The following is a 20,988-nucleotide window of genomic DNA, read 5'->3' as shown; positions in this document are numbered from 1 at the left end:
AACCCCCTAGAATCGCCCCCACGATTAAAGGAGACGACTTCATGCTGATGGTGATTTCCCCCGCCAAAACCCTCGATTACGAAACACCGCCGGCGACCCAGCGCTTCACCCAGCCGCAATACCTCGACCATTCCCAGGAACTGATCCAGCAACTGCGCGAACTGAGCCCGGCGCAGATCAGCGAACTGATGCACGTGTCCGACAAGATCGGCGGTCTCAACGCCGCGCGTTTCGGCAGCTGGACACCGGCGTTCACGCCGGAAAACGCCAAACAGGCGCTGCTCGCGTTCAAGGGTGACGTCTACACCGGCCTGGACGCGCAATCCTTCAGTGAAGCCAATTTCGATTACGCGCAAAAACACCTGCGCATGCTCTCCGGCCTCTATGGCCTGCTGCGCCCGCTCGACCTGATGCAGCCATATCGCCTGGAAATGGGCACCAAACTGGCCAACGCCCGTGGCAAGGACTTGTACGCCTTCTGGGGCACGCGCATCAGCGAATGGCTGAACGAAGCGCTGGCCGATCAGGGCGATGACGTGCTGCTGAACCTGGCGTCCAACGAATACTTCTCGGCGGTCAAGCGCACGGCCCTGAACGCGCGGATCATCAACACCGAATTCAAGGATCAGAAGAACGGCCAATACAAGATCATCAGCTTCTACGCGAAAAAGGCCCGAGGCCTGATGAGCCGTTTCGTGATCCAGGAAAAAATCAACGATCCGGCCCTGCTCAAACAGTTCGATGTGCAGGGTTATCGCTACAGCGCCGAGCAATCGAAACCGGATAATCTGGTTTTTCTACGCGATCACGCCCCCGAATAAAGCATGCCTAATGCACGACTCTTTATATGAAGAGTCGTGCAGCTCGCACGATGTCAAAAAACCCTCGCCACATTTCGCCATTTTACTGGCGCCAGAAAAACCTCCCTGTCTTTTCTAAGATTAGTTTCACTCGACACTGATCATTTTTTTCAGTAGTGGCACCTAAATTTTTTCACCGTAGTGGCACAAAACTATCTAACGTGATTTTTCGCCTGTTATTAAAGGTCGAAAACGAAATTGCTATCAAATTGATACTGGTGCCATCTCTGACAATATTTCAAGAAATTTCAGATTTCGCGATGAGCGGACAGGAACTTCGTCCGAATGCATAGCTCATACCACCGGTAACGATTCTCGCCGAGTTTGTACGAGATAACTTACGCGGAGCAGATAGCCATGTAACCAAGTTGTCACAGCAACTTGCCTAGATGACTAACTAGTCTCAAAACAGACGATGGACAGGAGATACGCACCATTAATATCCCCTACAAAGGCCATGGCCGCGCCCTTATAAACGTGCTCGCCTGAGCACCCAACCGCTTGATTTACGGGACTTTAATCCTGACATCGAGCGCGCAAGACGATTGCACAAGAGTCTTCTCCAAAGAAGATCGGCTGCATAACAGGGCACGTCATAATAACAAGGCCTGGTTACGCACATCTTGAGTGCACTTATTTAGACACTCGAAACTTAGTATGCCTGCACACGGCATTGTGGCGCCTGTATGCCGCACTTTCGAGTGCACTAATGAACGCTGAACACCATTAACTCCGGCCCTCTAAGGCCTGATATATACAGAGGTAATTGCGATGCGCATCAGCATATTTGGTTTGGGTTACGTTGGCGCAGTATGTGCCGGTTGCCTGTCTGCTCGGGGCCACGACGTGGTGGGCGTCGATGTTGCCAAAGACAAGATCGACATGATCAACGCTGGCAAATCTCCCATTGTTGAACCGGGCCTGGGTGAGTTGCTCGCACAAGGTATCCAGACCGGTCGTCTGCGCGGTACGACCAACTTCGCCGAAGCGATTCGCGACACCGACCTGTCGATGATCTGCGTCGGTACGCCGAGCAAGAAGAACGGCGACCTGGAACTGAACTACATCGAAGCGGTATGCCGCGAGATCGGTTTTGTCCTGCGTGAAAAGTCCACCCGTCACACCATCGTCGTGCGCAGCACCGTACTGCCGGGCACCGTGGCAAACGTTGTCATCCCGATTCTCGAAGACTGCTCCGGCAAGAAAGCCGGCGTCGATTTCGGCGTGGCGGTCAACCCAGAGTTCCTGCGTGAATCCACCGCGATCGCCGACTACGACCTGCCACCGATGACCGTCATCGGCGAGTTCGACAAGGCGTCGGGTGACGTTCTGCAATCGCTGTACGAAGAACTCGACGCACCGATCATCCGCAAGGACATCGCCGTCGCCGAGATGATCAAATACACCTGCAACGTCTGGCACGCCACCAAAGTGACCTTCGCCAACGAGATCGGCAACATCGCCAAAGCAGTGGGCGTCGATGGCCGCGAAGTGATGGACGTGGTCTGCCAGGACAAGACCCTCAACCTGTCCCAGTACTACATGCGCCCGGGCTTCGCTTTCGGCGGTTCGTGCCTGCCCAAAGACGTGCGCGCCCTGACCTACCGTGCCGGCTCGCTGGACGTGGAAGCGCCGCTGCTCAACTCGCTGATGCGCAGCAACGAATCGCAAGTACAGAACGCCTTCGACATCGTTGAAAGCCACGACAAACGCAAAGTCGCCCTGCTCGGCCTGAGCTTCAAGGCCGGCACCGACGACCTGCGCGAAAGTCCGTTGGTGGAACTGGCCGAGATGCTGATCGGCAAGGGTTACGACCTGAGCATCTACGACAGCAACGTCCAGTACGCCCGTGTCCACGGCGCGAACAAGGACTACATCGAGTCGAAGATCCCGCACGTATCGTCCCTGCTCAATTCGGACTTCGATTCGGTGATCGACAACTCCGACGTGATCATCCTCGGCAACCGCGACGAGAAGTTCCGCGCCCTCGCCGAAGAAGCGCCGCAGGGCAAGCAGGTGATCGACCTGGTGGGCTTCATGTCCAAGGCCACCAGTGCCGGTAGCCGCACCGAAGGGATCTGCTGGTAACGCAGCAGCAAGCCTCGAGCTTCAGGCCGCACGCCGTGAATCGGCGGGCGGCTTGAAGCCCCCATCACCTTCGGATGACGGTCATGTCCAAGCTCAAACATTTTTTTCTGCAATCCGCCGGCTGGCTTTTGTTTCTGAGCCTGCTGATGGGCCTGGCCCTGATGCTGCCCACGTCCACATTCGACTCTGAGTCGAAGGACTTCATTTTCCTGATTGGCGCCGTGGGTATCTGGCGCTATTCGATGGGTGCCACGCACTTTGTGCGCGGCATGATTTTTCTCTACATCGTCTACCCGCACCTGCGCCGCAAGGTTCGCAAGCTGGGTAAGGCGGCGGATCCGTCCCATGTGTTTCTGATGGTCACCAGCTTCCGCATCGACGCGTTGACCACCGCGCAGGTCTACAGCTCGGTGATCCGCGAAGCCATCGACTGCGAACTGCCGACCACCGTGGTCTGCTCCATCGTCGAAATGTCCGATGAGCTGCTGGTCAAGGCACTGTGGGCGCGGATGAATCCGCCAGACCGGGTGAAACTCGACTTCGTGCGCATTCCCGGCACCGGCAAGCGCGATGGCCTGGCGTTTGGTTTCCGCGCGATCTCCCGTCACCTGCCGGACGACCGCGCCGTGGTGGCCGTGATCGATGGCGACACCGTGCTCGGCGAAGGCGTCGTGCGCAAAACCGTGCCATGGTTCCAGATGTTCGGCAACGTCGGCGGCCTGACCACCAACGAGTTCTGCGAAGTGCGCGGCGGCTACATCATGAGCGAATGGCACAAGCTGCGTTTCGCCCAGCGCCACATCAACATGTGCTCGATGGCCCTGTCCAAGCGCGTGCTGACCATGACCGGGCGCATGTCGGTGTTCCGCGCCACCGTGGTCACCAACCCGGAATTCATCGCCGACGTCGAAAGCGACTCGCTGCAACACTGGCGTCTGGGTCGTTTCAAGTTCCTGACCGGCGACGACAAGTCGAGCTGGTTCAGCCTGATGCGTCTGGGCTACGACACCTTCTACGTGCCGGACGCGGCGATCAACACCGTTGAACACCCGCCGGAAAAGAGCTTCATCAAGGCCAGCCGCAAACTGATGTTCCGCTGGTACGGCAACAACCTGCGCCAGAACTCGCGAGCGCTGGGCCTGGGTGTGAAACGCCTCGGCGCCTTCACCTCGGTGGTGCTGTTCGACCAGCGCGTATCGATGTGGACCTCGCTGCTCGGCCTGACCGTGGCCATCATCGCCAGCTTCAAGTACGGCACCGCGTTCATCCTGGTTTACCTGCTGTGGATCGGCATCACCCGTCTGATCCTGACGCTGCTGCTGTCCTGCTCAGGCCACCGGATCGGCCCGGCCTACCCGGCGATTCTCTATTACAACCAGATCGTCGGTGCGCTGGTGAAGATCTACGTGTTCTTCCGCCTCGATCAACAATCCTGGACTCGCCAACCCACTTCCCTGACCCGTGATCTCGCCAGCTTTCAACGTTGGTTCAACACCTGGTCGTCTCGGACCATGACCTTCTCCGCCGGCAGCATTTTCGTCGCCGTGCTGCTGATGATGGTCTGACCTGCCCCTATTGAATTAACAAGGAAATCGCCCCCATGAATACCGCCGTCAACGTCAACGTAGTGCATGAATCCGAAGCCCAGCGTCAGCACGCCCGGGTCAAAATCCCGGCCAAGCTGCGTTTCTTCGGCCCCGACCGGACTCCGGTTGAAGCGCGGGTCCTCGACCTGTCCGCCGGTGGTCTGGCGTTCAACGCCGGACAACTGCCGCTGACCGTCGGCGAGGTGTACAAGGCGCGTCTGCAGTTCGTCATCGACAACCTCGGCCTGGCCATGGACGTTGAACTGCAAGTGCGCTCCTACGACCGCCAGACGGGTCGTGCTGGCTGCCAGTTCCAGAACCTCGAGCCGCAGGACATTTCGACCCTGCGCCACCTGATCACTTCGCACCTGGCCGGCGACATCGTCAGCATCGGCGAAGTGCTGGCAACCCTGCAGCGCGACAACTTCACCAAAGCGCGCAAGGTCAAGGACGGCGACTCCGGCATGACCCCGTTCGGGCGCCTGAAAGCCGTGACCTTCAGCGCCGGTATCTTCGCGGTCGGCCTGGTGGCGGCGGGTTTCATTTTCAAATCGGTGTACAGCATGTACTTCGTCAGCCATGCGCAGGCCGGTCTGGTCAGCGTGCCGGGGATGAACATCACCATGCCGCGCGACGGTACCGTACAAAGCCTGGTGAAGTCCGACGGCGTCGCCGCCAAAGGCGCTCCACTGGCAACGTTCAGTACCAGCATGCTCGACGTACTCAAAGGTCACCTGGAAGAAGATCAACTGTCTCCGGCCAAGGTTGAAGAACTGTTCGGCAAGCAAATGACCGGCACCCTGACCTCGCCGTGCGATTGCACCGTGGCCCAGCAACTGGTGGCCGACGGTCAGTACGCGAGCAAGGGCGACGTGATCTTCCAACTGGTGCCGCGCAACACCCAGGCCACCGTCGATGCGCGCTTCTCCTATCGCCAGTTCGGCGACGTGCGTCCGGGCACCCCGGTGAGCTTCCAGATCGCCGGCGAAGACAAGACCCGCACCGGCAAGATTGTCAGCAGCACCAGCCTGAAAAGCGCTGACCTGTCCTCCGACATCCGCGTGCAGATCCAGCCTGACGAGCCGCTGGACAGCCGCTTCGCCGGCCGCCCGGTGGAGGTGAACAGCGACCGCGGTCCGAACCTGAACTGGCTGATCGACAAAGCCATGGCAGCCGGTCTTTAAGTCGAGGACATGCCCGTGACGAGCCCTATCAGAATCCTGCCGGTCCCGCTGACCCTGGCCATGGCAATCGCCCTGGCCGGTTGCGCCGGCCTGCCCGACCAGCGTCTGGCCAACGAAGCGCTCAAGCGCGGTGACACCGCAACCGCCGCGCAAAACTACCGTGCGCTGGCCGATCTGGGTTACAGCGAAGCCCAAGTGGGTCTCGCCGATATTCAGGTCGACAGCCGCGACCCGGAACAGATGAAACAGGCCGAAGCCACCTACCGCGCCGCTGCCAGTGTTTCGCCGCGTGCCCAGGCCCGACTCGGTCGTTTGCTGGTGGCCAAGCCCGGCTCCACCGAAGCTGAGCATCAGGAAGCCGAAAGCCTGCTGAAGAAAGCCGCCGCCAGTGGCGAAGGCAACACGCTGATCCCGCTAGCGATGCTGTACCTGCAATACCCGCACAGCTTCCCGAACATCAATGCCCAGCAGCAGATCGACCAGTGGCGCAAATCCGGTTACCCGGAAGCCGGTCTCGCGCAGGTGCTGCTGTATCGCACCCAGGGCACTTACGACCAGCATCTGGATGACGTGGAAAATATCTGCAAGGCCGCGCTCAACACCACCGACATCTGCTACGTCGAACTGGCCACGGTCTATCAGAAACGTGGCGCGCCGGAGCAGCAGGCCGAGCTGATCAAGCAACTGCAGGCCGGTTACAGCCGCGGCACCGTCAGTGCTCAACGGGTGGATTCCGTAGCCCGTGTGCTGGCCGATTCGACCCTGGGCAAGACCGACGAAAAAACCGCGCAGTCGCTGCTCGAACCGATCGCTCCGGGCTACCCGGCGTCGTGGGTCACCCTTGCGCAACTGCTATATGACTTCCCGGAACTGGGCGACATCGATCAGATGATGAAGTACCTGGACAACGGTCGCGCCGCCGACCAGCCGCGCGCCGAACTGTTGCTGGGCAAGCTCTACTACGAAGGCAAACTGGTCCCGGCCGACGCGAAAGTCGCCGAGGAACATTTCCAGAAAGCCGTCGGCCGCGAAGTCGCCGCCGATTACTACCTCGGCCAGATCTATCGCCGTGGCTACCTGGGCAAGGTCTATCCGCAGAAGGCCCTCGACCATCTGCTGACCGCTGCGCGCAACGGCCAGAACAGCGCCGACTTCGCCATCGCCCAGCTGTTTTCCCAAGGCAAGGGCACCAAGCCCGACCCGGTCAACGCCTACGTGTTCAGCCAGTTGGCCAAAGCACAAAACACCCCGCAAGCCGATGAGCTGGCGACCACCCTCGCCGCCCAGCTGCCGCCCGAGCGCCTGGCCGAAGCCCAGCGCCTGCTGCAACAGGAACAGGCGACCCGTGGCGCCCTGAGCCAGAACACGCTGCAACTGCACGCCCTGCAAGAAGAAGACGGCGAGGAAAAATTATGAAATTGAATCCCTTTGTGAAGGCCGGCATTGGCCTCACGTTCGCGTTGATCTGGTCTTGCCCGACCCTGGCCGCGATGACTGAATCGAAAAACTTCGGCCTCGAAGTGAAAATCACCGGTCAGTCCGAAGACGACCGCGACCTCGGCACCGCCAGCGGCGGCGACGTCAACGGCCTCGGCCTCGACCTGCGCCCGTGGGTCTACGGCGAAAGCGGCGCGTGGAGCGCCTATGCCATGGGCCAGGCCGTGACCTCGACTGACATCATCGAGACCGACACCCTGCAGCAGTCCGACGGTGAACAAACCACCGACAACGGCGACCGCAAGACCAAGAAAAACTACCTGGCGATGCGCGAGTTCTGGGTCGGCTACAGCGGCCTGACACCCTACCCCGGCGAGATCCTCAAGTTCGGTCGCCAGCGCCTGCGCAACGACGACGGCCAGTGGCGCGACACCAACATCGAAGCCTTGAACTGGACTTTCGACACCACCCTGCTGCGGGCCAACGCCGGTGTCGCCGAACGCTTCAGCGAATACCGCACCGACTTGAAAGAGCTGGCGCCGAAAGACAAGGATCGCCTGCACGCCTACGCCGATGCCGCTTACCAGTGGACACCGGGCAACTGGGTCGGGATTCGCGGCCACCACACCCATGACAACGGCAAGCTCGACTATCCGGAGCCGGGCGTGGCCGGCGACTCGCTGGACAAGAAAGAAAACGGCGACATCAGCTGGCTCGGCCTGACCGCCGACAGCGACGCCTACAACTGGCGCAACACCAACACCGTCAACTACTGGGGCAGCATCACCGGCATGAGCGGCGACCGCGACACGGTCAACGCCCTCAACGCCGATGGCACTCGTCCGGCGCAAGCCAAGCGCAGTGACAACGCCGACGGCTGGGCCACCGACATCGGTGTGCGTCTGCGCCTCGATCCGCAATGGCAGGTCGGTGCGGCATATGCCCGTGCCAGCGCCGATTACGAACAGAACGGCCTGGAAAGCAACCGCTCGAACTACACCGGTACTCGCTCCCGCGTTCACCGTTTCGGCGAGGCCTTCCGTGGCGAAATGAACAACATGCAGACCGCCACCCTGTTCGGTTCCTGGATGCTCAACGACCAGTACGACGCCAGCCTGATCTACCACAAGTTCTGGCGCGTGGACGGCAACAAGCCGGTTGGCAGCAACGGCATCAACGCCGTGGAAAACAACACCGACGACGTCACCGGCGCGATCCTCTCCAGCACCTCGCTGCCACTGCAGGACGGCAACAAGGATCTGGGCCAGGAAATGGATCTGGTGGTCACCAAGTACTTCAAGCAAGGCTTGCTGCCGGCGGCGCTGAGCCAGTCGATCGACGAGCCGTCGGCGCTGGTACGTTTCCGTGGCGGTGTGTTCAAGCCGGGTGATGCCTACGGCAGCCAGGTTGATTCTTACATGCACCGCGCGTTCATCGACGTGATCTGGCGCTTCTGATGCTGACCGCCAAGGGAGTGCCCGACATGAACAGTGCCCGCAAAGGCTCACTCAGCCTGCTGGCCGGCGCTATGCTGCTGGCCTCGGCCGGCGCCTTCGCCAGTGTGGAACCGGCCAAACCCGTGACCACCGCCAAGGAGCTGCAACAGGCCAAAACCTACACCGTCAGCAGCGCGCCGACCGAAGCGCTGGAACTGGCCAAGCCGAAATTGCCCGACCTCTCCGGCTACACCGCCGAAGCCGCCGCCGCGAAAATCGTGCGCAGCAAACCGGGCAAGATCAGCGTGCGCCGGATGATGCAGGAAGACGCCCTGAAGGACTTCATCGGCGGCGACAACAAGATGGCCGAATGGGTGGTGCGTCAGCACGGCATACCGCAGGCGATCTTCGTCGACGACGGCTACATGAACCTGAAAGAACTGGCGCAGAAACTGCCCAAGCAGTACTTCAGCGAAACCTCGCCGGGCGTCTACCTGGCGAAGTTGCCGATCGTGGTCGGCCGTAAAGGCATCCTCGAAATCGACGGCCAGACCCAGGAGCTGCGTCTCTCGCAAGAGGCTGGTTCGTTCCTGGTCAACGACGGCCAGCTGTTCGTGCGTGACACCAAAGTCACCGGCTGGCGCGAGAAGGAAAACGGCCCGGCGACGTTCCGTTCGCCGAAGGAATTCCGTCCGTTCCTGCTGGCCTGGGGCGGCACCGAGACCTACATCGTCAACAGCAAGATGGCCAGCTTCGGCTACGCCAACAGTAAGTCCTACGGCGTGAGTATTTCCCAGTACACGCCGAACATGGCCAAGGTGCTCAAGCGTCCCGAGCCGACCGGCTGGATCGTCGGTTCCGAGTTCTCGGACATGTGGTACGGCTTCTACTGCTACGAGACCCGCGACTTCGTGGTCAAGGGCAACACCTACAAGGACAACATCGTCTACGGCATCGACCCGCACGACCGTTCCCACGGTCTGATCATTGCCGAGAACACGGTGTACGGCACGAAGAAGAAGCACGGGATCATCATTTCCCGTGAGGTGAACGACAGCTTCATCTTCAACAACAAAAGCTACGACAACCACCTCTCGGGGCTGGTGATCGACCGTAACAGCGTCAACAACATCATTGCCTACAACGAGATCTACAAGAACCACACCGACGGCATCACCCTCTACGAGTCTGCCGACAACCTGCTGTGGGGCAACAAGGTCATCAGCAACAAGCGCCACGGCATCCGTATTCGTAACAGCGTGAACATCCGCCTCTACGAAAACGTCGCCATGGCCAACGGCCTGACCGGCGTCTACGGGCACATCAAGGACCTGACCGACACCGACCGTGACATCAAGCTCGACCCGTTCGACGCCCAGGTCTCGCTGATCGTGGTCGGCGGTGAACTGGCGGCCAACGGCAGCGGCCCGCTGTCGATCGATTCGCCCCTGAGTGTCGAGCTGTATCGCGTGTCGATGCTGGCGCCGACCAAATCCAGCGGCATCAGCTTCAACGGCATCCTCGGCGAGCGCCAGGATGAAATTCTCGACCTGCTGGTGCGCCAGCAGAAAGCCGTGCTGATCGACCCTGTCGAACGCCAGACCGAATTGCAGGACTGAGGATAATTTTATGCACCCACACCTGATCAAATTACTCAGCCTGTCGGCCCTGACCGTGGGCATCCTGGCGGCCAGCAACGGCGCCCGCGCAGATGAAGTCCAGCCGCCGAAATTCACGGCCGAGCCTTGCTGCAGCCTGTGCCCGGCCGCCCACGACGCGAAGAACTACACCACTCGCTACCAGCAGAACTTCACCACTCTGGTACAGGCCCAGGGCGACTGGCTGTTCCGGACCCAGGAAGATTTGCGCACCGAGTTCAACACCACCCCGGCCGGCTACAAACGCCTGCAACAGCTGCACGATGCGTTCAAGGCCAAAGGCGTTGAACTGGTGATCGTCTACCAGCCGACCCGAGGTCTGGTGAACCGCAACAAGCTCAACCCGGCAGAAAAAGCCGCGTTCGATTACGAGAAAGCGCTGGGCAACTACAAGACCATGCTCGGCCGTTTCGCCAAGATGGGTTACGTGGTGCCGGACCTGTCACCACTGACCAACGAATCGCTGCCGGACACCCTGCCCGCCCACGATTTCTACTTCCGCGGCGACCAGCACTGGACGCCGTACGGCGCCCAGCGCACGGCGAAAATCGTCGCCGAGAAGGTCAAGCAGATCCCGGCCTTCGCCGATATTCCCAAGCGTGAATTCGAAACCAAACGCTCCGGACGCATGGGCAAGACCGGCACCCTGCACAACATGGCCGGGCAACTGTGCGGCACCAGTTACGCGATCCAGTACATGGACCAGTTCACCACCGAGCCGAAAGGCGAGGCTGGCGACGGCGATCTGTTCGGTGATTCCGGCAATCCGCAAATCACCCTGGTCGGCACTTCGCACAGCGGCAAGAACTACAACTTCGCCGGCTTCCTCGAAGAAGCCATCGGCGCCGACATTCTCAACGTCGCCTTCCCCGGCGGCGGTCTGGAAGGTTCGATGCTGCAGTACCTGGGCAGCGACGAATTCCAGAAGACGCCGCCGAAAATCCTTATCTGGGAATTCTCGCCGCTGTACCGCCTCGACCAGGAAACCATCTATCGCCAGATGATGGCGCTGCTGGACAACGGCTGCGAAGGCAAAGAGGCGCAAATGTCCGCCAGCACCACGCTCAAGCCGGGCGGCAAACAAGAACTGCTGGTCAACAGCAAGAACCTGAACCTGCAGAACAGCAGCCATCAGGTCGACATCCGCTTCGCCGACACCTCGGTGAAAACCCTGCAAGCCACCCTCTGGTACATGAACGGTCGCCACGAGGACATCAAGATCGAGAAACCGGAAACCTCCGACACCGACGGTCGTTTCGCCTTTGAGTTGCGCACGGACGAAGACTGGGCCTCGCAGAACCTGCTGGCGGTCGAAGTCCAGGGCCCGGAAGCGGGCACCGCGCCACAGAAAGTCGAAGCGAAAATCTGCAAACGCAACGTATTCCCGGGCGCTGGGCCACAAACCGCTCAGGTCGGGCAATGAGGTCTGCTATGCGAAATCCGAAACTGAAAACTCTTTTGGCGCCGACACTGCTCGGGCTGGCGATCTTCGCCGGCACCGCGCAGGCCGCCGCACCACTGCGTCCTCCTCAGGGCTACTTTGCGCCTGTGGATAAATTCAAGACCGGTGACAAAAGCGAAGGCTGCGATGCGATGCCGACGCCATACACCGGGCCACTGCAATTTCGCAGCAAATACGAAGGCTCGGACAAGGCCCGCGCAACGCTGAACGTGCAGTCGGAAAAAGCCTTTCGCGACACCACCAAAGACATCACCACACTTGAGCGCGGCACTGCCAAGCGGGTGATGCAGTTCATGCGCGACGGCCGTCCGGAACAACTGGATTGCACGCTGAATTGGTTGACCGCCTGGGCCAAGGCCGATGCGTTGATGTCGAAGGATTTCAACCACACCGGCAAGTCGATGCGCAAATGGGCGCTGGGCAGCATGGCCTCTTCGTACATTCGCCTGAAGTTCTCCGACTCTCATCCGCTGGCCCAGCACCAGCAGGAAGCCCAGGTGATCGAAGCCTGGTTCAGCAAAATGGCCGATCAGGTGGTCAGCGACTGGGACAACCTACCGCTGGAAAAAACCAACAACCATTCGTACTGGGCAGCCTGGTCGGTGATGGCGACAGCGGTCGCCACCAACCGCCGCGACCTGTTCGATTGGGCAGTCAAGGAATACAAGGTCGGCGTCAATCAGATCGATGCCGACGGCTATCTGCCGAACGAACTCAAGCGCCAGCAACGCGCCCTCGCCTACCACAACTACGCCCTGCCACCGCTGGCGATGATCGCCAGTTTCGCCCAGGTCAACGGTGTGGATCTGCGTCAGGAAAACAACGGCGCGCTGAAACGTCTGGGTGACCGGGTGTTGGCCGGGGTGAAAGACCCGGATCAGTTCGAGAAGAAGAACGGCAAAGAGCAGGACATGACCGACCTGAAACAGGACATGAAATTCGCCTGGCTTGAACCGTTCTGCACCCTCTACACCTGCTCGCCGGATGTGATCGAGAAGAAGCACGGCATGCAGCCGTTCAAGACCTTCCGCCTCGGCGGCGACCTGACCAAGGTCTACGACCCGTCCCATGAAAAGGGCAACAAGGGATCGTAAGGCAGAACACAAAACCCTGTGGGAGCTGCCTTGCCAGCGATTGCAATCCGACATTCAACACTGATGTCGACTGACCCGACGCTATCGCTGGCAAGCCAGTTCCCACAAGAGTTGTGGTGAATCTGGATGCAATACATCCCCCGGACTTTTCATGGGGGGTTTGGGGGGGCTTTGGCCCTTGACTGTTGGTTCAAACATGGAGAGATCGGGATGGTATTTTCATCCAACGTGTTCCTGTTTCTGTTCTTGCCGATCTTTCTCGGCTTGTACTACCTGAGCGGGCAACGCTATCGCAACCTGCTGCTGTTGATCGCCAGCTACGTGTTCTACGCGTGGTGGCGGGTGGACTTCCTGGCGCTGTTCGCCGGCGTCACCCTGTGGAACTACTGGATCGGCCTGAAAGTCGGCGCGGCCGGCGTGCGCAGCAAACCGGCCCAGCGCTGGCTGCTGCTCGGCGTGGCGGTCGACCTGTGCATCCTCGGCTACTTCAAGTACGCCAATTTCGGCGTCGACAGCATCAACGCGATCATGACCTCGATGGGGCTCGAGCCGTTCATCCTGACCCACGTGCTGCTGCCGATCGGTATCTCGTTCTACATCTTCGAGTCGATCAGCTACATCATCGACGTCTACCGCGGCGACACTCCGGCCACCCGCAACCTGATCGACTTTGCAGCGTTCGTGGCGATCTTCCCGCACCTGATCGCAGGTCCCGTGCTGCGTTTCCGTGACCTGGCCGACCAGTTCAACAACCGCACCCACACCCTCGACAAGTTCTCCGAGGGCTGCACGCGGTTCATGCAGGGTTTCATCAAGAAGGTATTCATCGCCGACACCCTCGCCGTGGTGGCCGACCATTGCTTCGCCCTGCAAAACCCGACCACGGGCGATGCCTGGCTCGGCGCGCTGGCCTATACCGCGCAGCTGTATTTCGACTTCTCCGGTTACAGCGACATGGCCATCGGCCTGGGCCTGATGATGGGTTTCCGCTTCATGGAAAACTTCAAGCAGCCGTACATCAGCCAGTCGATCACCGAGTTCTGGCGCCGCTGGCACATCAGCCTGTCGACCTGGCTGCGTGACTACCTGTACATCACGCTTGGCGGCAACCGCAAAGGCACGCTGATGACCTATCGCAACCTGTTCCTGACCATGCTGCTCGGTGGTCTGTGGCACGGCGCGAACATCACCTACATCGTCTGGGGTGCGTGGCACGGCATGTGGCTGGCGATCGAAAAAATGCTCGGCCTCAACACCGCGCCACGCAGCCTCAATCCGATCCGCTGGGCGCTGACCTTCCTGCTGGTGGTCATGGGCTGGGTGATCTTCCGTGCCGAAAACCTGCACGTTGCCGGCCGCATGTACGGCGCGATGTTCAGCTTCGGCGACTGGTCGCTGTCGGAACTCAATCAGGCCAGCCTCACCGGCCTGCAAGTGGCGACCCTCGTTGTGGCTTACGTGACCCTGGCGTTCTTCGGCCTGCGTGATCTGTACACAAACCAGCCGCCAGCCAAGAGCAAACCTGAGGTCAACGTCGAGGCCAACGGCCCGGCCACGGCGACGCCGGGAATGATCAAGGCAGCCCCGGGCGAAAACCCGGCGAGCATCCACGAGCCTGGCTACACCGTCGGCGTCGAGGCCCAGGTGCAACCGGCCTACTGGACCGCGGACTGGTCGCGCTACGTGATGCGCGGGTTGATCCTGCTGCTGTTCATCGCCTCGATTCTCAAACTCTCGGCGCAAAGCTTCTCGCCGTTCCTTTACTTCCAGTTCTGAGGGATCTGACATGACCCGCTCATTACGCATCTTCTACATCGCGCTGTTTCTGGTGACCCTGCTGGTGCTCGGTCTGTGGTCGGTGCGCAGCTTCTTCGGCTTCAGCACCAACGCCGACGCGACGGTGCTCAACGGCCACTGGACCAAAGCCGTGGAAACCCACTACGACGATGAATTCCCGATCAAGCGCCTGGGCACCAACCTCTGGGCCGCGCTGGATTTCAAACTGTTCAACGAAGGTCGTCCGGGCGTGGTGCTCGGTCGCGATCAGTGGTTGTACAGCGATGAGGAATTCAACCCGATCGTCAACGAAGAGCTGAACCTGCAAGGCAACTATGCGCTGGTCGAAGGCGTGCGCCAGACCCTGAAAGAGAAAGGCGTGAAACTGGTGATGGCGATCGTGCCGGCCAAGGCTCGCCTGTACCCGGAACACCTGGGTGAAGTGAAACCGGCGAGCATCCACGCCAATCTCTATCAGGACTTCCATGCCCGTGTCGCGGCGGACAAGATCCTCGCCCCCGACCTGCTCGGCCCGCTGCAAAAGGCCAAGCAGAACGGTCAGCAAGTGTTCCTGCGCACCGACACTCACTGGACACCTGAAGGCGCGGAAATCGCCGCCAACACCCTGGCCAGGACCATCTCCGACAAATTCCCGCTCAGCGGCGAGCCGCAAAACTTTGTCACCACACCGGCGGAGAAAGTCACGCACAAGGGCGACCTGCGTCTGTTCCTGCCGCTGGATCCGCTGTTCGAAAACCTGATGCCGGCCAAGGAACCGCTGCAAAAGCGCAACACCGTGGCCGTCGAGCAACCTGCCGGGGACGACGCGCTGTTCGCCAACAGCGAAGTGCCGGTGGCCCTGATCGGCACCAGCTACAGCGCCAACCCGAACTGGAACTTCGTCGGGGCGCTCAAGCAAGCGCTGCACAGCGACGTGGTCAATTACGCCGAAGACGGCCACGGCCCGATCCTGCCGATGCTCAGCTACCTGAAAAGCGATGACTTCAAGAACAGCCCGCCACAGGTGCTGATCTGGGAGTTTCCTGAACGATATCTGCCTGTGAACAACGAAATCGGCGACGCCGACCCGCAGTGGGTCGCAGAGCTTAAACAAGCCGGTGCTCGCCAACAAAACGTAGCCATCAACACTAAATCCGAGACGCCCGATCGGGCGCAAAACTGAAAGAGAGGTAACACCATGACTTTCACTACTACTCCTCGTCGTCTCGCCAAACGCTTCGCTCTGGTTGCGGGTCTGAGCGTGCTGTCGGTCCAGGCCTTCGCCGGTGGCGACGCTGCGCTGTACGGCCCGACTGCACCGAAAGGCTCGACCTTCGTACGGGTCTACAACGCCAGCAACGCTGAAGTCAGCGCCACCGTCGGCAGCACCAATCTGAGCGACGTCGCGCCGCTGGCCAGCAGCGACTTCAGCTTCATGCCGGGCGGTGACTACAGCGCCAAGGTCGGCAGCCAGACCCTGCCGGTCAAACTCGCCGGTGACCATTACTACACCCTGGTCAACAACGCCTCCGGCGCGCCGCAACTGATCGAAGAACCGCCGTTCAAGAACAAGCAGAAATCCCTGGTGCGCGTACAGAACCTCAGCGACAAACCGCTGACCCTGAAGACCGCCGACGGCAAGACCGAGGTGGTGCCGAACGTCGCCGCCAAGGGCCGTGGCGAGCGTGAAATCAACCCGGTGAAAGTCAGCCTGGCGCTGTACGAAGGCGACAAGAAAGTCGGCGACGTGAAACCGGTCGCCCTGGAGCGCGGTGAGGCAGCGGTGCTGTACGTCACCGGCAACGGCAGCAACCTGTCGCCAGTCTGGGTGAAACGCCCGGTGTCGACCCGCTAAGCACATGAAACCGGGCAGCCGTCGCTGCCCGGTACGGAACAACAACAAGAGTGAAACGACACAACGTTCGTGGCTCTGACCCAATCGATTTTATGGAGTAAACAATATGATTCCGGTGATCTTGTCAGGTGGTAGCGGCTCACGTCTTTGGCCGCTTTCGCGCAAGCAGTTTCCCAAGCAGTTCCTCGCCCTGACCGGCGAACACACACTGTTCCAGCAAACCCTCGAGCGTCTGGTGTTCGAAGGCATGGACACCCCGATCGTGGTCTGCAACAAGGATCACCGCTTCATCGTCAACGAGCAGTTGGCCAGCCGCAATCTGGAATGCCAACGCATCCTGATGGAACCGTTCGGGCGCAATACCGCGCCGGCCGTGGCGCTGACCGCGATGATGCTGGTCAATGAAGGTCGCGACGAACTGATGCTGGTGCTGCCGGCCGACCACGTTCTGGAGGACCAGAAAGCCCTGCAACGCGCCCTGGCCCTGGCCACCGTCGCCGCCGAAAACGGCGAGATGGTGCTGTTCGGCGTACCGGCCACCAAACCGGAAACCGGTTACGGCTACATCAAGTCCACCGGTGATTCGCTGCTGCCGGAAGGCGTCAGCCGTGTTTCGCACTTCGTGGAAAAACCCGACGTCAAACGCGCCACCGAGTACGTTGAGTCCGGCGGTTACTACTGGAACAGCGGCATGTTCCTGTTCCGCGCCAGCCGCTTCCTCGAAGAGCTGAAAAAGCACGATCCGGACATCTACGACACCTGCCTGCTGACCCTCGAGCGCAGCCAGCAGGATGCCGACACCGTCACCCTGGACGAAGCCACCTTCGCCTGCTGCCCGGACAACTCCATCGACTATTCCGTGATGGAAAAAACCCAGCGCGCCTGCGTGGTACCGCTGACCGCCGGCTGGAGCGATGTCGGTTGCTGGTCGTCGCTGTGGGAGGTCAACGAAAAGGACGCCAACGGCAACGTCAGCAAGGGCGACGTGGTGATCCAGGACAGCAAGAACTGCATGATCCACGGCAACGGCAAACTGGTGTCGGTGATCGGTCTGGAAAACATCGTCGTCGTCGAAACCAAGGACGCCATGATGATCGCCCACAAGGACAAGGTTCAGGGCGTGAAGCAGATGGTCAACACCCTCAACGCCCAGGGCCGCAGCGAAACCCAGAACCACTGCGAGGTGTACCGTCCGTGGGGCTCGTACGACTCGGTGGACATGGGCGGCCGCTTCCAGGTCAAGCACATCTCGGTCAAGCCGGGCGCGTGCCTGTCACTGCAGATGCACCACCACCGCGCCGAACACTGGATCGTGGTCAGCGGCACCGCCGAAGTGACCTGCGACGAGAACGTGTTTCTGCTCACTGAAAACCAGTCGACCTACATCCCGATCGCCTCGGTGCATCGCCTGCGCAACCCGGGCAAGATCCCGCTGGAAATCATCGAAGTGCAGTCGGGCTCGTACCTGGGTGAAGACGACATCGAGCGCTTCGAAGATATCTACGGGCGCTCGACCCCGATCGAACGCGGCGTGTCGGTGAAAACCATCGCGCAGTAAGCGTTCCGTAAAACAAGAAGCCCCCGTCCAGCCCGCTGTGTCCCCTATCCGCAGCGGGTTGGGCGGGGGCTTTTTTTACTTCAGCCAAACGACTGCTGCCTGGAAGGGGAAGACTTCGCTCCCGCCCCTCGTTTGAGCGAGTGCCGTTTGCCGGCATAGGGCGTCGGCGCAACCAGCGCGATGAAGTCCTGATTCCTGTTCAGCGCCTGAACAACGACCGGAGTTTGCGCCGACAGCTCGGAAACCTTTTCGAAGACCTCCGCCGTTGCATCATCGGATACCGCCACTTCGTCCTTGATCGCCTGTGTTCTGAATTCCAGCATGTCGATCACCGCTAGCGTATGTTCGTGGGCTTCACTCAGTGTCTCTGCATCCAATCCTTGCGAGGCATGGTAGAACTCAATCCCCGTTCTTATAAAGCCCGGCGCCTCCGAGCCCAGCTTGCCACCCACCTTGTCAATGGCTTTATCGACCACCACTCTCGCAAGTCGGGCGCGTCCTTCGGGTGTACGAGGATCCGATGCCGCGAGCTCGAATCCCAGCGTTGCCAGGCCCGGCCTCTTTTTCGGCTCGACGCTTTCGATGAAAGCCTTGGGATTCATTTCATTGCCTTTGAAATTGATCGCGCGATCCAGTTGATAGGCGTCCACCACTTTAGACACAAGGCGGTCTGCTGCCATTGACGCAGCCTTTTCCCCGGCAGCGGCACCCAATTTCGCACCACCCGGACCCAACAACCCGCCAATGCCGCCCCCAGCTGCGGAGCCTGCCGCGCTGGCGCCGGCGCTGAATGCGGAACTGCCCAACTGCGTGATGATGCGCCTGCCCAGTGCCTGAAAACGTTGACGGGCATACAGGTGATTCATGATGGAGTTGCGGGTGTTCGCAGCGGCCGATGAGACTGCTGACAACAAGGCCTGCTGTTTGTCCACGCTATTGTTCAATTCAGCGGCTTCGGTTTTGCCTCCACCGTCGCTGTCGAAAAATGTGACCGGTGAATTGGCGACCATACAGTACAGATTGAGCCCATCGATCATGCCTTTAGGGTCCGGATTCAACCAATGCTGCAACCACGGGATGTAGTAACGCAGATCAAAGTAGTCAAGCCCGGTCGCATCACGCTCCTTGCCTGAGTAACGGATGTATTTGTAGCTGAATTCGCCGTCCTGCCAGGCACTGGTACCGAAAGGGTGAAACGTTTCCCGGCTGATCATCGCACCGTCATCGGCGGTTTCCAGACTGACCGAGCCCAGGTGATCGACATGCTGGTATCGATATTGAATGTTGACTCCCCAGGGCGGTGGGCTTTCCCAACGCAGTACCCGAATACCGTCGGCCGTGATGACCTGCAACCGTTCGCCGGTGCCGTTGTCGGTGCGCAACTCCAGTCCAGGCAAATAGCGCACATCGGCAACCAGGGTCCGGGCATTGGTTAACAAGGAGCGGATCTTGCGTACCCGCTGACTGCTGCCATCGTAGAGATAGGTCTCGCTGTCATTGATACCGGAAACACGCTCCACCGGGCTGACCGATTGCAGTTGATTACGCAGGTTCCAGCTCAACAACCACCCCGGTTCCAGCTGCAGCAAGTTGCCTCTTCGATCGTATGCAGCTTCGATTTGTGCATCGGTAGGCGGCGTGACTTTGTATGGCAGACTGCGGTTGCTGTAGCTCGCCGGTCGCAGTTTGCGCCCATGATCTTGTGGGCCAAGGTGAATCAATTCGCACAGATTGCCGTCGGCGTCATATTTGTAAGTCTGCTGATAGTTGCTGATCGCCGCAGGATCGACTCGCCCCATGGATTGCGGGCCCTGACTGGCAGTGCCGGCTTCCCAGCCGCAAGCCTTGGTCAATCGGTAAAGACTGTCGTAGAAAAAGCGACTGACCGGCTCGATGCGCTGATTGGCGAAATAACGGGTCGGCAATGCCCTGTCTTCGATACTCAGGACATTGCCCGTGCTGTCGTATCCATACATCAGATGTTGCAGCACTCCACCGTCAGCATCTTCGGTTCGGCGGTCCAGCAGGCGACCGTCTTCAGGGCGGTACGTCCGGGTGGTTTGCACACCGTTGCCGGCGGTTTCCCGCGTGACACTGCCTTGCGCGTTGTAGCGGATGTCAGTGACCAGGGTTTGCTCAGGCTCATCCTTCAACTGCAAACGGCGCTCGCGCAAACGGCCATCAACGGTCAGCTCGAACGTATGCCGGTTGTCCCGGGCATCCGTCTGTTGCAGTACATCCCCCAGCGCACCATGGCGCCACCGCGATGTCGCACCAACACCAGGCTCCAGCAGCCGAAGACGATCCGCCTCCCGCTCCGGCCAGTCAGGTGCCAGCAGTTCCAGCGTGAAGTGGCGGGTGTCTTCGGTGCATGCGCCGATGATTGCAAACGCGGTGAACAGCACGCTGCCCGCCGGATGATCATGACGAATCAGCTGCCCGAACTGGTTTCGCGACTGATCCCCGCTGCCGGGATGACCGTAGGTCAGGCGCTCGACACAACGCCGAGGCACGCCTGTTCCTTCTTCGAATATCGCCACGGGGCGCAGCAAATTGTCGTGCTCGATCTCGCGCCGCGTCTGACGGCTGTCCCAACTGAACAGCGTTTGTGCAGCGAGTCCCTTCAGTTCGATTTGCGTACCGGCATCGACGCTGTCCGAGCGAATCACCGTGGCGTCCAGAGCAAACACCTGCGTCAGATTGGCCGGCGTCAGCCGGTCGTCGGCCTGCGACAGCCAAAGTCGCGGGTCCCACTGTTTCATCGCACGCCCGGCAGCGTCATGCAGGGTGCGGTTGATCCGGGACTCGACCGGTCCGTCCTCGATGTCTCGGCAATAGTCGACCGTGCGCACCGGCAAGCCGCGCGGGTCGAACACAGACATCCTCGGCGTATTGATGTGCACACTCATGGAGCCCGTTCCCCGCGCGACCGGCATTTCTTGCCTCGGGTAGCGGAGCATGCGCGGCGCTCGTGCGGCTACTGTCAGAAATTAC

The 20,988-nt window shown here is 60.3% G+C and carries 14 protein-coding genes; 13 read left to right on the top strand and 1 reads right to left on the bottom strand.

The window, feature by feature from the left end; translation table 11 throughout:
• The first annotated feature begins 41 nt into the window (after positions 1 to 41).
• From yaaA to ACODTD_RS05430, 13 genes are all read left to right on the top strand, one after another.
• Positions 42 to 821 (top strand): peroxide stress protein YaaA, encoded by a 780-nt coding sequence (gene yaaA, locus ACODTD_RS05490; RefSeq protein ID WP_011332561.1) that lies wholly within the window; start codon positions 42 to 44, stop codon positions 819 to 821.
• Positions 822 to 1,631: 810 nt separating this feature from the next.
• Positions 1,632 to 2,948, top strand: a complete 1,317-nt coding sequence (locus ACODTD_RS05485; protein ID WP_011332560.1) for a nucleotide sugar dehydrogenase — start codon at positions 1,632 to 1,634, stop codon at positions 2,946 to 2,948.
• 83 nt (positions 2,949 to 3,031) lie between these two features.
• Positions 3,032 to 4,513, top strand: a complete 1,482-nt coding sequence (gene alg8 / locus ACODTD_RS05480) for a mannuronan synthase (protein WP_176247718.1) — start codon at positions 3,032 to 3,034, stop codon at positions 4,511 to 4,513.
• Between the two features lie 35 nt (positions 4,514 to 4,548).
• A complete protein-coding gene (locus ACODTD_RS05475) occupies positions 4,549 to 5,718 on the top strand; it encodes an alginate biosynthesis protein Alg44 (RefSeq protein WP_011332558.1) in 1,170 nt (389 codons plus the stop codon).
• Between the two features lie 9 nt (positions 5,719 to 5,727).
• Positions 5,728 to 7,134 carry an alginate biosynthesis TPR repeat lipoprotein AlgK gene (algK, locus tag ACODTD_RS05470; RefSeq protein ID WP_201819100.1) on the top strand — a complete coding sequence of 469 codons (1,407 nt, stop codon included), beginning with the start codon at positions 5,728 to 5,730 and terminating at the stop codon, positions 7,132 to 7,134.
• Positions 7,131 to 8,612, top strand: a complete 1,482-nt coding sequence (locus tag ACODTD_RS05465) for an alginate export family protein (protein WP_201819094.1) — start codon at positions 7,131 to 7,133, stop codon at positions 8,610 to 8,612. Before algK ends, ACODTD_RS05465 begins: the two co-directional genes overlap by 4 nt.
• A 26-nt stretch (positions 8,613 to 8,638) precedes the next feature.
• Positions 8,639 to 10,210: a mannuronan 5-epimerase AlgG gene (algG, locus tag ACODTD_RS05460; RefSeq protein ID WP_201819093.1), complete on the top strand. Its 1,572-nt coding sequence runs from the start codon at positions 8,639 to 8,641 to the stop codon at positions 10,208 to 10,210.
• A gap of 10 nt (positions 10,211 to 10,220) precedes the next feature.
• Positions 10,221 to 11,672, top strand: coding sequence for an alginate O-acetyltransferase (locus ACODTD_RS05455; protein WP_221615080.1), 1,452 nt, complete (start codon positions 10,221 to 10,223; stop codon positions 11,670 to 11,672).
• Positions 11,673 to 11,680: 8 nt separating this feature from the next.
• On the top strand, positions 11,681 to 12,805 hold the full coding sequence (locus ACODTD_RS05450) for a mannuronate-specific alginate lyase (RefSeq protein WP_201819092.1): 1,125 nt from the start codon (positions 11,681 to 11,683) through the stop codon (positions 12,803 to 12,805).
• A gap of 210 nt (positions 12,806 to 13,015) precedes the next feature.
• Positions 13,016 to 14,581: an MBOAT family O-acyltransferase gene (locus ACODTD_RS05445; protein WP_011332552.1), complete on the top strand. Its 1,566-nt coding sequence runs from the start codon at positions 13,016 to 13,018 to the stop codon at positions 14,579 to 14,581.
• A gap of 10 nt (positions 14,582 to 14,591) precedes the next feature.
• Positions 14,592 to 15,764: an alginate O-acetyltransferase gene (locus ACODTD_RS05440; RefSeq protein WP_489104591.1), complete on the top strand. Its 1,173-nt coding sequence runs from the start codon at positions 14,592 to 14,594 to the stop codon at positions 15,762 to 15,764.
• 15 nt (positions 15,765 to 15,779) lie between these two features.
• Positions 15,780 to 16,436, top strand: coding sequence for an alginate O-acetyltransferase AlgF (locus tag ACODTD_RS05435; RefSeq protein WP_011332550.1), 657 nt, complete (start codon positions 15,780 to 15,782; stop codon positions 16,434 to 16,436).
• Between the two features lie 106 nt (positions 16,437 to 16,542).
• Positions 16,543 to 17,994, top strand: coding sequence for a mannose-1-phosphate guanylyltransferase/mannose-6-phosphate isomerase (locus tag ACODTD_RS05430; RefSeq protein WP_011332549.1), 1,452 nt, complete (start codon positions 16,543 to 16,545; stop codon positions 17,992 to 17,994).
• A gap of 80 nt (positions 17,995 to 18,074) precedes the next feature.
• On the opposite strand, the gene ACODTD_RS05425 is transcribed toward ACODTD_RS05430, so the two are convergent.
• Entirely contained in the window at positions 18,075 to 20,903 is a 2,829-nt protein-coding gene (locus tag ACODTD_RS05425; protein WP_011332548.1) for an RHS repeat domain-containing protein, read from the bottom strand.
• Positions 20,904 to 20,988 lie beyond the last annotated feature (85 nt).

The organism is Pseudomonas sp. FG35 (assembly GCF_057809295.1).
This window is presented reverse-complemented; position numbering and strand designations above follow the sequence as displayed.